Source organism: Flavobacterium sp. (assembly GCF_036782315.1).
In the GTDB taxonomy this organism is placed as follows: Bacteria; Bacteroidota; Bacteroidia; order Flavobacteriales; family Flavobacteriaceae; genus Flavobacterium.
The window spans coordinates 31,613-46,028 of the sequence record NZ_DAIPZK010000014.1 but is presented as its reverse complement, the minus strand read 5'-3'; the positions used below and the strand labels follow the sequence as shown (position 1 = coordinate 46,028).

Below are 14,416 nucleotides of genomic sequence, written 5' to 3'. Positions count from 1 at the left end.
AAAGGACATTCAATTGAACGTCCTTTTAAAATTATTTTATCGAATTGATAATATCGTGTTTTGTAATAATATGATGTTTTCCGTTTCCTAAATCAATCAAAACCGCTTGATTTTCTTTCGTGATTAATTTAGAAACTTCTTCAACAGGTGTTCCTAATTTAACAATTGGAAAAGGTTTACCCATCACTTCGCGAATTGGGCGTTCTGCAGTGTTTTTATCTGTGATATAACTTTGGAATAAATCGGACTCATCAACAGAACCTACAAATCCATTAACATCAACTACAGGAATTTGAGAGATTTTATATTTTCTCATTCTTTCGATAGCGTGCGAAACTAATTCTTCGGTACGAACGATTACTAATGGTTTTTCGATATGTTCTTTGATTAAATCTTCTGCTTTTGTGATTTCTTCATCTAAGAAACCTCTTTCGCGCATCCAATCATCGTTAAACATCTTTCCAACATAACGGCTCCCAGAATCGTGAAATAAGACCACAACAACATCTTCTGGACCAAAATGTTCTTTTAACTGCAATAAACCTTTTACAGCGGCTCCAGCGGAGTTTCCAACAAAAATACCTTCTTCTAATGCGATTTTTCGAGTGTAAACAGCCGCATCTTTATCAGTAACTTTAGTAAATCCGTCGATTAATGAAAAGTCAACATTCTTTGGTAAAATGTCTTCACCAATTCCTTCTGTGATGTAAGAGTAGATTTCGTTCTCATCAAAAATTCCAGTCTCGTGGTATTTTTTGAAAACCGAACCATAGGTATCAATTCCCCAAATTTTAATGTTTGGGTTTTTCTCTTTTAAATATTTAGCAACTCCTGAAATCGTTCCTCCTGTACCAACTCCTACTACGAAATGGGTGATTTTACCTTCGGTTTGTTCCCAAATTTCCGGACCTGTTTGCTCATAATGCGCAATAGCATTACTAGGATTATCATATTGATTTACGTACCAAGAATTTGGAATTTCTTCTCCTAATCTTTTTGATACTGAATAATATGAACGAGGATCAGTTGGCTCCACATCTGTGGGACAAACAATTACTTTTGCCCCAACAGCACGTAAAATATCAGATTTCTCTTTTGATTGTTTATCTGAAATCACAAAAATACATTTGTAACCTTTAACAATTGCCGCTAAAGCTAAACCCATTCCAGTATTACCTGAAGTTCCTTCAATAATAGTCCCTCCTGGCTTTAATCTCCCATCTGCTTCAGCATCTTCAATCATTTTTACTGCCATTCTATCTTTAACTGAATTTCCAGGATTGAAAGTTTCTACTTTAGCTAAAACTAAAGCATCTACTTCAGCAGTTACTTTGTTTAATTTTACTAATGGTGTATTACCAATAGTTTCTAATATATTTTTTGCGTATTTCATTTGTGATATTTGTAATATTTTACAAAGATAGTGTGAATTTTGCAAATAAAGCAAACACACTAAAATGGGTAATATAAATAAAATTCTATTTAAAGAAATTCCATTCTAAACCAAATCGAACCATAAAATCGCGGTACGGATAATTTGGAGCTGAATAATAATTATAACCTGTTTTTGAAGAATTAAAATGCTCTGCTTTTAAATAAATACGTGTTTGCTTAATTCGAGCATTAACAAAAAAATCTAATAATGGAAAATCACCAAATTTAGTTTCGTTTTGCACATAGAATTCACCAATCAAAGGATTATAATCGTTTCCATAATACTTAGTAAAATACTGGAAAGTTATCCCTGTTTGCAATAACATAGCCTTTTTGAAAACATGGTCTGAAAAATATAATGTACTGCGAGTTGTAAGTTCGGGAACATTTACAATATTAGAAGCCTGATCAACTTTTTGATACAAAACGGTAACATCTAAACCTAATTTCCAAAACTTGACTTCTTTGTTAGCGTTTATCGACAAATAATTAATGGTTTTGTCGTATTGCATTGGTTTAACAGTAAGCTTAGTAATGTCATTTGTAATGTTATCAAAATACAAATGATCGTTTATTACTTTAAATTGCGCACTAGCATTTATCCATTTTGTTAAAGCCGAAAAAGAAAATTGATTTAGTTTTTCATTTTTAAAATTATTCACCCAATTGTAATCTACATAACGACTTTGATATAATGTGTAATTTAAATTTGGTAAACTATTAAGTTTTTGATATTGAAATTCAAATTGGTAATCGGAATTAATAGTATATTTTGCAGTAGCCTGAATATTAGAAATAGATTGATTTGTTATTGATTGTGCTACTTCAAATTTAGCTACTAGTTTATTTGCAAAATAAGTGTAAGTTCCACCCATCATATTAATTCTATCAGAAATCGAATTAGGAACACTAATATTTCCAGAATTATCATAAACTACACTATCATAATAGTAATTAAAGTTAGTATCATCTAGATAAAATTCAATATTACCATAACTTTTTGTTTTATAGCCTACTCCAAATTTATTATATAAATTGTTAAATCGGGTTTTATTATTAATCGAACTAGAAAAAGAATTTCCGAATCTACTACTTGGTGTTGGTTGAGTAAATTCAAAAAATTTATAATCAGTACTAAATTGGTGTGAAAAAATAATACTATTAGGATTATCTTTATTTAATTTAAAATAATGATCAAGAAAAATACGATTCCCTTTCAATAAAGAAGTGGCGTCTTTAAAATAGACGTCAATACGATCTCTTTGATCATTTGGTGAATCGCTCGCTTCAAACAATGAAACATCAATTATCCCCCCATTTTCCTGATTTGAAATATCTTGTGCTGTAAAATGAGCATTTAAAAAATACCGTTTATCTTTTGTAAAATAACTAGATGTAAATCTAAAATTACCTGTGCTGGAAATATTGTTAATGTATTTACCTATCGAACGCAAACCCTTATACGCAATAGAAAAATTAAGATTAGGTTTTGTATTGATAGTCAAAAAAGCATCTAAAGATTGCCCTTGTTCCATAACTGTTTTGTAGTACAACTCTGTAAATGGTGTTGGAACTGAATAATACTTAATATCACATACTTCTAGGTAGTTAAAGTGTTTTGCGGTAAATCCAAAAGTGGGCGATATGTTTTTATGAGCTAATCCAAAGTTTAATGTATTATAAGTATGTCCTTCATTTGCAAAAGGCATTAAACCAAAATTGTCTTTACGTAAATAATTATACTTGTATTCATTCTTGAGCGACATAGAAGTATCCGCATAAGTAGTATCTTTCTCTAAAGTATAAATTTTATAGAGATTTATGGAAGGCTTAATTTCTTTTCCTTGAACAAGACCTTTAGACAATTCATCTTCATCTTGAACCTGAGAAAAAAGAAAAATAGAAAATAATAAAAAGAAAATTGACAGATAATTCTTCATTACATAAAAATATGAACAAATGTAATGAGAAATTAGGGAATAAAAAAAGGACTACATTAATGTAGTCCTTTTAAAAGTATGTTAAAAACTAATTATTTAGTTCTAATAACATTTTTTGGCATAACTTTTCTAGCCGCTTTACCAGTAGCTAATTCCTCATCTAATGTATCAAACAAAGTGAAAGTAGTACCTGATTTCTCAACATATCCAACCCAAACATCAGATGCTGCACCTGAAGCAGAACCTGGATCTGCAGAAGACCAAATATTTCTTAAATCAAAAGAATGTACCCAAACACCTGGCTTACTAACTGTTAAAACAGGGAAGAAATTAGTTCTTGTTTTGAAACCATAAGTAGGTCCACTAGGAGTCTCATATAAATCAACATAAAAATCGTAGTACCCATTTGGACGAGTACCAGCAATTGTTGCTAACTCAGGATGATCTCCAGTTGCTCCTGTAAAAATATTTGCAGGTCCAAAAATCAATAAATCAAAGTCAACATCCGCTAATGAGTGTTTAGCACCATCATTACCTAAATACTCAATATCAACGATATTACCATGAGCATTTGTTGTAGAAGCCCAAGTTAAATCAGATTGAACTTCATTAAGTTCTGTATTACCAACAGTAATTGTGATAATATCTGAACCATTAGCAACTAATCCGTTAGAATTACCCATAGGAGTAATTTTTAAAACTAAAGTTTCTGTACCCTCAGGAAAATAGTCTACTAAAGGAGTAATATCAATTGTTGCTGTTGAAGCAAATGCCGGAAAAACATATTTATGACCAATTGCCCCCATACCATCATCAACAACAGTTTCATCACCATTATCTACTGCATAGTCTCTAAAAGAACCTGTACCACCAACTAACTCAACTTTAAACTCCATAGTTCTAAAATAAGGAGTATCAACCGTTAAATCAACTGAAACTGTTTCACCTTCAACAACTGAAAAGGAAGTTTGTGCGGCAGTAACAACTGGCTTAACTGCTCTCTCTTTTGTTGCATCTTCATCTTCGCTACAAGCTGCAAGGAATCCAAAGCATGCTAAAGCAAGTAAAAATTTATAATTATTTCTTTTCATTTTCTTAATAAATTAGTTATTACGAGTATATCTGTAATTTTGCGTTTGATCTCCTGCAGCAAAAGAAATGTTATGCTTAACTTCAAACTGAGTAGGAGAAGTAACAATACCATCAACACCTGGACCATAAGCATCTATACCATACACTTGGTTAGAATATTGACCTAAGTTTTGATCTGGAACAGCGATTTCACCACAAATATCAACAAATCTATATCCAGCTGGTGTAAATGTTCCTAAAGCATATCTTCCAACATAACGTGTTTGGAAAGCATTAACTCCTGCAACAGAAACAATTTCATTGGTTCTTGTAGAAGTTCCTGCAACTGTAGAAATAATTACTGTATAACTTCCTTGTAACTGAGACTGACAACCAACAAAAGTAATTCTCAATTGATCATACTGTGCACCAATCGTTGAGCCTGGAGTTGATGATACTAAATTTAAAATTAACTGAGTTTTTTGAGTTGGGTTTAATTGACCTGTATTAACATTGATAGGAAAATTACCAAAAGTACCACCAGCAGGGATAGTAATTTTTCCAGAATTATCAACAAAATCAAACTCAACACCTTCGGTAGCAGTTGAAGCAGGATCAACTTCATATGTAACTTCTATAGGTGTAGCTGATGGTTGTCCATTACCATTACCTATTAAAGACATGGGAAATTCTCTTAAAACTACCCCTTCGTCTGTAAAGTACTCAACGGTTGCTAAAGAAGATATAAATCCAACAACTTTAGGACCATTAGAAAGATTTTGCTCAGTTCTGATATCGTCATCTGTACATGCCATGAAGACAGAAGCAACGACTAATAATGACATTAACTTTTTCATAATATATAATTTTAATTGTTAATTAATTATTTCCAAAAAGGAGCTGTAGTAAACGACTGGTTAACTGTAACTGTAGGTACATTAGCCGAGTTACTAGCCAACTCAGATGTTGGATACATTAAACGTAATGGTTTTTGACCAGTTGGAGATGTTGCACCTAATGGCATTGGAATATTATTAATATATCCCGTTCTAGTGTACTCAATCCACGACTCTAAACCATTAATACTACATAATGCAATACTTTTTTGGTACATAATAGCCTCAATTTTATCAGTACTTGCAGCATAACCTTTACCATCGATTCCATTAATATTAGTAATGTAACCAGAAGCATTTGCAGCAGAAACTCCTAACATATCACAAGAAGCTTGAATAGCTGAATCGAATAAAATTTGAGGATCTCCTGAAATATAACCTCTATGAGCAGCCTCAGCTTGTAATAATAAACCTTCAGCTAATAACATTACATATCCATCTTGCGAATGTTCAATCATAAGACCAGGGCCAAAAGATGAAATATTAGCAGGAGCTGTAGCAGATCCTTGAACAACACCTACAACATTACCACTAGTCGTAGTAAATAATCTAGATCTTCTTGGATCAGCAGATGTATTTAATTCATTAGCAATATAAGCAGACGCTTTTCTGAAACGGTAAGTATTTCTTTCAACACGAGCTCCAGTAGCACTTAACTTAAGCTCCCACATTAAACCAATCCAAGGATTTTGTTGAGAATCTTTAGCATTAGAATAACCAGGATTAATAGTAATGTTTCTATCAATAAAATTATTATCTAATACAGCAAACTGAGAAGTTAAATAAGTAGCCGTTGCAGCATCAGTCTCAGCCTTAGTAGCTTGACGTAATAAGATTCTTAATTTTAAAGTATTAGCAAACTTAATCCAAGTTCCCATATCACCTCCTAACATAACGTCTTCAGAGCCAACTGCTGTAGTTGTAGAAGGAGCGTTGTTAATCATATCAATTGCACTATCTAATTGAACAATCAAATCTCTATAAATAGCTTGATCATCATCGTATGCAGGGAAAGGATTGTTAACACCTAAATGTGCTTGAGAATAAGGAATATCACCATAAATATCAACTAAATATTGGAAGTAAAAAGACTTCATAATTTTAGCAATTGCTTTATGATGATCATAATCAGCAGATGGATAATTGATAATTCTTGAATACTCATATGTACTTCTGTAAACAGTTGTCCAAATGTCTTCATAGAATTTATTACTCATAGTAATACCGAATTCTTCAGAGTAACCACCAGTAAATGAATTTACGTTTGGTCCCCATTGATTCATAAACACACTTCCTAACTCGTTCATTCTTCTTACCAAAGGAACATAAGAAGCTGTTTGAGCAGCAGATAATGTTAATTTTGGATTAACATTAGACTCAGTAGCTTGATTAGGATTTTCGTTGATATCTAAATAGTTATCACACGAAAATAACACAAGTGCTACTAATGGAATTATTAATTTTAATTTTTTCATATTCTTTTTTTTTAAAATGAAGCATTAAGTGAAAAACCGAATGTTCTAGTTGCAGGATATTGACCTGTAACTGCTAAACCTTGATCATTTCCAGAAGATCTAGATTGCTCTGGGTCATTATAACCTCTATTTTCTTTTGGTAAAACAACGAAAGGATTTCTAGCATTAACACCAAAACGTAATGAAGTTAAACCTGTTTTCTCAATAGTTTTTGTTGGTAAAGTATAGCTTAATGACAACTCTCTTACTTTAAATGCAGTAGCATCTAAAACAAAGTTCTCAACTACATCTCTATATTCATTAGAGAAATAATTTAAGTAACTTGTATAAGTTGAACCACCAGTTACTACACTTGTATTCTCTGTATATACACCTGGAGCAGTTTCAATTGCAGAATTAGGGAAAATAAATCCACTTCTTCCATTTTCAGCTGACTCGTATAAGTGTCCCGACCAAGACAACCAATCTTTAGTTCCAGACCAGAATTGGTGACCTGTTCTGTAATCCATAACTGCAGCTAAACGGAATCCTTTGAATTCAACAGAAGTATTATAGTTAAGAATATAATCAGGCGTAGCCTTACCTAAAATTTTGTAACCTGCAGTTTTGATTGGATTTCCAGAAACTGGATCTATCAATACTCTACCTTGGTCATCTCTTTCATAACCAATACCTTTGATTAATGGAAACTCCTCACCTTCTACAGCAAAAACACCAATTCCATTACCTGTAAAGTTTACTAACGGAATTTCTGTTGCTTGATCTGATACTTTATCTACAATTGATTTTGCTGAAAAATAACCAATTCGATTATCCCATTTCAATCCTAAACCATTAAAATCAGAAGCTCTAATAGCTGAGATTCCTAAATCAATTTCAAAACCTTTAGTAGTCATTTGACCAATATTAGTTAACTGAGTAGTAAGACCTGTACCAGCTGACAATTGTTGACTAGTAATCAAATCTGTAGTTTTAGTTTGGAAAATCGAAGCGTCGATAGTTAATCTATCATTAAAAAAACCTAAATTAGTGGTAAACTCGTAAGTTGTCATAAACTCAGGCGTTAAACCAGGATTAACAGGGTTTTGAGTTGGCAAGAAAGAGTTTAAAGTATTAAAAGGGTATCCAGAACCAGGATTGTAATTCAATTCAGATTGGTATGGAGATAATAATGATGCATTACCTACCTTAACGATAGAACCAGCTAACTTCCAATAATTAAATTTATTAGATTTTAAACCTTCAAATGCTTTTGTTGGAATAATAGATAAACCAGCTGATGGGTAAAAATAATTTGTTTTTTCAAAACCAGTAAATCTTGAATCCCAGTCATTACGAGCTGTTAAGTTTAAGAATAAAAATTCTTCAGAATCACCACCTTTACTTACACCGAAATCTACGTTTCCAAAGAATGAATAACGTCTTTGTCTAGAGAACGAATTACTTCTTCTTGGATCACCAGTAATATTTGAAATATTATACAAACCAGGAATAGTTAAGTTATCACCACCAACACTTGTTGATTGAGAATAAGAATCCTGAATGTTATTACCAATATTTGCTTTCATAGAAATTTTATCTGACAATTTGTAATTAAAATTAATTAAAAAGTCATGGTAAAAATTTCTTGAGTTTGCATTTGATGTATCAAAAGTAGAAACAACTGTATGATTACCTCCTCCAACTTGTAATAAATCAGTATAACCATTAGTATAAGACAAAGCATTAGCTTGAGTAAAAGTTAAACCTGCAACATAATTAAAATTAATGTTTTTGTTTAACGCATAATTTAAGGTAGCAATACCTCTAAACTGATCTCTTCTATTTGTATTTCTTACGTTATCTCTTAACCAGTAAGGATTGTTGTAATAAGAAGTCCAGTGACCAGCTTGTCCAGAATTTGCAAAACGCTCTACAGGAATATTTGTAGCTGTTTGTAATAAATCTGTAAATAAATTTGAAGATGTAGTTTCTGTTTTTTCAGTATTGTAAGTTACATTACCATCAACAGTCCATTTATCAAATTTTTTACCTGCTCTAAACAAGAAAGTATCTCTATTTAATCTATCCTTTTCAACAACGAAATCAGTAGTTTGTCTGTTAGCAGATAATGTAACATACCCACTTTCAGCATCACCACCACTAATAGAAATACCATTTTGGAATAAAGTACCTGTTTGGAAGAATTTTTTAATATTGTCTTTAATTGGAGAGTATGGAGCCATGATATAAGTACCATCAGCTTGAGCTAAACCAACAGGTCTAACAACACCATCCATTTCAGCTCCCCAACCACCATTCTCGTAAGAAATGTGTTGACCATTCCATCCTTGACCATAACGTTGCTGTCTTTGTGGAACATAAGCAACTTCTTCGAAGTCCATAGATGAATTTACTGAAACTCTTAGTTTACCACCTTTGTTTCCTCTTTTAGTTGTAACAATAATAACTCCGTTTACCCCTTGCTCACCGTACAAAGCCGCTCCTTGAGCACCTTTTAATACGTTAGTAGATTCAATAATTTCTGGAGCTAAAGCTTGTAAAGTTCTTGCATCAGAAATAACATTATCAATAACAACTAACGCTTGGTTATTTCCTGATATAGAACGGTTACCACGTAATACAATTCTCGTAGTAGCATTTACACCATTGTTAGTAGTATTGATTGTTAAACCAGATACTTTACCAGCTAACGATTGAACAACGTTAGGGTTAGCTGCTTGTCTTAACTCTTCAGAGTTAACAACTTGATTTGATGAAGTAACAGCATCTTGTTTTTTCTTGATACCAACAGCACCAATAACTTCAACATTTCTACCTGTTAAAACTTCATCTGCCATAGTAACATTATAATTACTTGCTGCAGAAATAGTAATTGTTACCGTTTTCTTACCTGTGTAAGTAAACACCAACACTTCACCTTGTTTTGCTTTGATCGTATAATTACCATCAAAATCAGTTGTAGTACCACGAGTTGTTCCTTTAACAACTACGTTAGCACCTGCAATAGGCCCTAGTTCATCTGAAACTACACCTGTAACAGTTTTGTCTTGTGCGAACGAAAACTGCATCGTAAACGCTACTAAAAGCGTAAAAATCCATTTAAACTTCGATCTCATATTAAATTTATTTGAGTTAGTTATTCCGCAAACTTCTTAATTATTTCTTAAATAAACAAATAATACTTCGGAATATTACTAATTTATTTATGTTAAAGTTTTAGTTTTAAAAAAACATTTAACGGAATAATCTCATACTAAAGATGAAAATATCGCAAAAAGGTTGCGTATAAAATTATATTTTTGTCAAAAAAAAGTATGTTAAGTAAAAGTTACAGTAATTTAATATTAGAATGTGGTACTGACGAAGCCGGCAGAGGTTGCCTTGCGGGACCTGTAACAGCAGCAGCCATCTTATTGCCTGAACATTTTAATAATGAACTTTTAAACGATTCTAAACAACTTTCTGAAAAAACCAGAGAAAAACTAAAGCCTATTATACAAGAAATAGCCATTTCTTTTGCGGTAACCCATATTTTACCTGAAGAAATTGACGAGATAAACATCTTAAATGCTTCTATGAAAGCTATGCAAGAAAGTATTTTACAACTAAAAACACGCCCAGATTTTATAATTGTTGACGGAAATAGACCTATTTTTTCTAAACTTGGAATAAAAAGCACTTATGGAAAGCAATTTTCCGAAACTGAGATAGCTCGTTTAAAATCTATTCCAAATCAAAGTATAATTAAAGGCGATAGTAAATATTTAAGCATTGCTGCAGCATCAGTTTTAGCCAAAACCTACCGAGACGAATATATGAATCAGATTCACGAAGAATTTCCGATGTACAATTGGAAAAAAAACAAAGGTTATCCCACAAAAGATCACAGAGAAGCCATTAAAAAATACGGTCCGTGTAAATACCACCGAATGAGTTTTCGATTATTACCTGAGCAATTAGAATTGGAGTTTTAAAATTTTCAGTCGCAGTTGACTGTACAATTCAAAAAGCGTATCTGAAAACATTGACTGAAAACTAAATCAAAACCTCCGCTTCGAATAGATTTTGAAAATGCTTTATTATTTTTTCTTTTACTTCTTGTTCATCTACTTCTCTCTGCAATTCTACATGCATGGAAGTAACGGCTTTTCCTTTTATTCCACAGGGTATGATATTATCGAAGTAACCTAAATCTGCATTTACGTTTAGAGCAAAGCCGTGCATGGTTACCCAACGTGAAGCTCGAACTCCCATCGCACAAATTTTTCTTGCAAATGGAGTTCCGACATCAAACCAAACTCCGGTTTCTCCTTCGCTTCGCGTTCCGTGCAAGCCGTATTCTGCTAAAGTTAAAATGATAGCTTCTTCTAAAAAACGCAAATATTTATGAATGTCGGTAAAAAAATTTTCTAAATCTAAAATAGGATACCCTACAATTTGTCCTGGTCCGTGGTAAGTGATATCTCCTCCTCTATTGATTTTATAGAAAGTCGCACCTTTTGCTTCTAGTTGTTTTTCGGAAAGTAATAAATTTGAGATGTCTCCGCTTTTTCCTAAGGTATAAACATGTGGATGTTCTACATATAAAAAATAGTTTGGCGTAGCAATTGCAGTTTCCTCTCTCCTATTTTGAACTTTTATGTCCACTATTTCCTTGAATAATGCTTCTTGATAATCCCAAGTATCTTTGTAATCTTTTTTTCCTAAATCTTGAAGTTGGACTTTTTTGTTCATGATAACCGAAATTGTGTTTTGAAAAGTGACGCAAAGATACAAAGAGTTTTTTGATGATGGATGATGGAAGTTGGATGATGAAAGATGGAAGATTGTAAAAAAACCTGAAACTTGAAACTTGAAACTTGAAACTTTTGAACTTGAAACAAAATAAATTATCTTTGCACGCTTAAATACAATACTATGCAACTTTCGGAACAAGAAATCATTAGAAGAGACAAATTAAACGCTTTACGCGAACTTGGAATTAACCCTTATCCAGCGGATTTATTTCCGGTGAATCACACTTCAAAGCAAGTGAAGGAAAATTTTGAAGAAGGTAAGAAGGTTATTTTGGCTGGACGTTTGATGAGTGTTCGTGATCAAGGAAAAGCTGCTTTTGCTGAATTACAAGATAGTGAAGGCAGAATTCAGTTGTATTTTAATAGAGATGTCATTTGTACCAGCGAGGACAAAATTCTTTATAATCAAGTTTTTAGAAAACTAACAGATTTAGGTGACTTTATTGGCGTCGAAGGCGAACTTTTCACAACAAAAGTAGGCGCTCAATGTGTAAATGTAACTGATTTTAAAATATTAAGCAAAACTTTAAAACCGCTTCCATTACCAAAAACAGATGAAACTGGAAAAGTATATGATGCTTTTACCGATCCTGAATTGCGTTACCGTATGCGCTACGTGGATTTAGTAGTAAATCCGCAAGTGAAAGAAGTTTTCATGAAAAGAACCAAATTATTCACTGCTATGAGAACATTTTTCAATGAAGCGGGTTATATGGAAGTGGAAACTCCGGTTTTACAATCGATTCCAGGTGGCGCGGCTGCACGTCCATTTATCACACATCATAACAGTTTAGATATTCCATTGTATATGCGAATTGCTAACGAATTATACTTAAAAAGATTAATCGTGGGTGGTTTTGATGGCGTTTACGAATTTTCGAAAAACTTCCGTAACGAAGGAATGGACAGAACGCATAATCCAGAATTTACCGCAATGGAAATCTATGTAGCATACAAAGACTACAACTGGATGATGGAAATGACTGAAAATCTTTTAGAATATTGCGCTACTCAAGTAAACGGAACTACAAAAGCTACTTTTGGAGAACATGAAGTAGATTTCAAAGCGCCTTATGCAAGAGTAACGATGACCGATGCTATCAAACAATTCACAGGTTTTGATATCACTGGCAAATCGGAAGACGAATTACGCGAAGCAGCAAAATCTATGGGAATTGAAGTAAACGACACCATGGGCAAAGGAAAATTAATTGATGAAATTTTTGGTGAGAAATGTGAAGGTAACTTCATTCAACCAACCTTTATAACAGATTATCCAAAAGAAATGTCACCATTATGTAAATCACATCGAGATAATCCAGAATTAACAGAGCGTTTTGAATTGATGGTATGTGGAAAAGAAATTGCAAACGCTTATTCAGAATTAAATGACCCAATTGACCAAAGAGAGCGTTTTGTAGCCCAAATGGAATTAGCAGCAAAAGGTGATGACGAAGCCAACGGAATTATTGATGAAGATTTCTTAAGAGCTCTAGAATATGGAATGCCACCAACTTCTGGTTTAGGAATTGGAATGGACCGATTAATCATGTTCTTAACCAACAATCAATCAATTCAAGAAGTATTATTCTTCCCACAAATGCGACCAGAGAAAAAAGGTCCAGAATTAACCGAAGATGAAAAACATATCATCGAAATTTTGAAAGCTAACGAAGGTATTTCAATTGGTGATTTAAAAATAAAATCAGAATTAAGCGGTAAAAAATGGGATGCTGCTAGTAAAGGATTAAGTAAACATGGTTTAATGCGAGTGGCAGTTGACGGCGAAAATAAAATTGCTGAATATTTGGGGAAATAACCTTTCTGAAAACTTCATATAAAAGGCGAAACTTTAATTTAGTTTCGTCTTTTTTGTTTTAGATTAAACCTTTTCATTTTTCCAATGTCTTATCATCAAAACAATTAAAAAAACGAAAATATGAAAAAATTAATTTTAGCAATGGCTTTAGTAATGACAACATTAACCTTTGCACAAGACAGAAAACAAGGAAGAGAAAAATTAACAGCAGAACAGCAATCAGAACTTCATGCTAAAAAGATGAAATTAGACTTAGATTTAGATGATAAACAACAAAAAGAAGTTAAAGCCATCTTATTAGAGCAAGCTAAAAAACGTGAAGCTAAAATGGAGGAAATGAAAGCTAAAAGAGAAAAAGGAGAAAAACCTTCAGCTGAAGAAAGATTTAACATGAAAAACGAAATGTTAGACAATCAAATTGAAATGAAAGCTAAAATGAAAAAAATCTTAAAGCCTGAACAATATAAAAAATGGGAAGAAAATCATGATGAAAAAATAACAGAAGGGAAAGAAAAAATGCAAAGAAGAGTAAGAGAACGTAAAGCAAATTAATTATTTTAGTTAATTCTTTTGGTTTACTCTTAAATTTAATTTAGATTTGACCAACAGAAATAAATTTTTATAATTATGAAAAAAATAATCTTTTTAATTGCATTCTTTTTTGGTTTAAGCACTGTTTCCTTTGCTCAAGAGAAAAAAGTTGATGATGCGTATGTATTAGCTAAAAAGGAGATTAATGCTTTAGTTAAAGTAATTAATAATTTAGATCCTTCTATCGAAAGTGCTTTATATAATTTATTAGTTTACAAACATGAAACTTTAGCCAAAGCAACTTCAGAGAAAGAAAAAAACGATGTTTATGCTACAATGAAAGGGAAAATTGATGGAACTCTTACTCCAGAACAATTAAGAAAACTTAAAAGCAACAAAGTTCTTTACGAAGATTTAATAAAATAAAAAATGTCCCGATAAATCGGGACAT

11 protein-coding genes are annotated in these 14,416 nt (G+C 32.4%); 4 read left to right on the top strand and 7 right to left on the bottom strand.

From position 1 onward, the window contains the following. Window positions 1–31: 31 nt before the first annotated feature. The 6 genes from V7P59_RS11565 to V7P59_RS11540 all read right to left on the bottom strand — a co-directional run bounded on the left by V7P59_RS11565 (window position 32) and on the right by V7P59_RS11540 (window position 9,935). Window positions 32–1,393, bottom strand: coding sequence for a pyridoxal-phosphate dependent enzyme (locus V7P59_RS11565; RefSeq protein ID WP_333810316.1), 1,362 nt, complete (start codon window positions 1,391–1,393; stop codon window positions 32–34). 85 nt (window positions 1,394–1,478) lie between these two features. Beyond that, window positions 1,479–3,374 (bottom strand): putative porin, encoded by a 1,896-nt coding sequence (locus V7P59_RS11560; RefSeq protein ID WP_333810315.1) that lies wholly within the window; start codon window positions 3,372–3,374, stop codon window positions 1,479–1,481. A 92-nt stretch (window positions 3,375–3,466) separates the two neighbouring features. Further along, on the bottom strand, window positions 3,467–4,465 hold the full coding sequence (locus V7P59_RS11555) for a hypothetical protein (RefSeq protein WP_333810314.1): 999 nt from the start codon (window positions 4,463–4,465) through the stop codon (window positions 3,467–3,469). Between the two features lie 12 nt (window positions 4,466–4,477). Continuing rightward, window positions 4,478–5,302 carry a hypothetical protein gene (locus V7P59_RS11550; RefSeq protein WP_333810313.1) on the bottom strand — a complete coding sequence of 275 codons (825 nt, stop codon included), beginning with the start codon at window positions 5,300–5,302 and terminating at the stop codon, window positions 4,478–4,480. Between the two features lie 26 nt (window positions 5,303–5,328). After that, window positions 5,329–6,816 (bottom strand): SusD/RagB family nutrient-binding outer membrane lipoprotein, encoded by a 1,488-nt coding sequence (locus V7P59_RS11545; RefSeq protein ID WP_333810312.1) that lies wholly within the window; start codon window positions 6,814–6,816, stop codon window positions 5,329–5,331. A gap of 11 nt (window positions 6,817–6,827) precedes the next feature. Continuing rightward, the gene (locus V7P59_RS11540) at window positions 6,828–9,935 is read right to left on the bottom strand and encodes a SusC/RagA family TonB-linked outer membrane protein (RefSeq protein ID WP_333810311.1); all 3,108 of its coding nucleotides are present in this window, start codon (window positions 9,933–9,935) and stop codon (window positions 6,828–6,830) included. A gap of 198 nt (window positions 9,936–10,133) precedes the next feature. On the opposite strand from V7P59_RS11540, the gene V7P59_RS11535 reads away from it, so the two are divergent. Then, the gene (locus V7P59_RS11535) at window positions 10,134–10,793 is read left to right on the top strand and encodes a ribonuclease HII (protein WP_333810310.1); all 660 of its coding nucleotides are present in this window, start codon (window positions 10,134–10,136) and stop codon (window positions 10,791–10,793) included. Between the two features lie 61 nt (window positions 10,794–10,854). Here V7P59_RS11535 and lipB read toward each other — a convergent pair whose 3' ends face one another. Next, on the bottom strand, window positions 10,855–11,553 hold the full coding sequence (lipB, locus tag V7P59_RS11530) for a lipoyl(octanoyl) transferase LipB (protein ID WP_333810309.1): 699 nt from the start codon (window positions 11,551–11,553) through the stop codon (window positions 10,855–10,857). Window positions 11,554–11,736: 183 nt separating this feature from the next. Here lipB and lysS point away from each other — a divergent pair, with 183 nt between their 5' ends. The 3 genes from lysS (at window position 11,737) to V7P59_RS11515 (ending at window position 14,391) form a co-directional block, all read left to right on the top strand. After that, window positions 11,737–13,434 (top strand): lysine--tRNA ligase, encoded by a 1,698-nt coding sequence (gene lysS / locus V7P59_RS11525; protein ID WP_333810308.1) that lies wholly within the window; start codon window positions 11,737–11,739, stop codon window positions 13,432–13,434. Between the two features lie 120 nt (window positions 13,435–13,554). Next, window positions 13,555–13,986, top strand: a complete 432-nt coding sequence (locus V7P59_RS11520; protein WP_333810307.1) for a hypothetical protein — start codon at window positions 13,555–13,557, stop codon at window positions 13,984–13,986. Window positions 13,987–14,061: 75 nt separating this feature from the next. Continuing rightward, complete coding sequence (locus V7P59_RS11515; RefSeq protein ID WP_333810306.1) at window positions 14,062–14,391, top strand: hypothetical protein; 330 nt, start codon at window positions 14,062–14,064, stop codon at window positions 14,389–14,391. Window positions 14,392–14,416 lie beyond the last annotated feature (25 nt).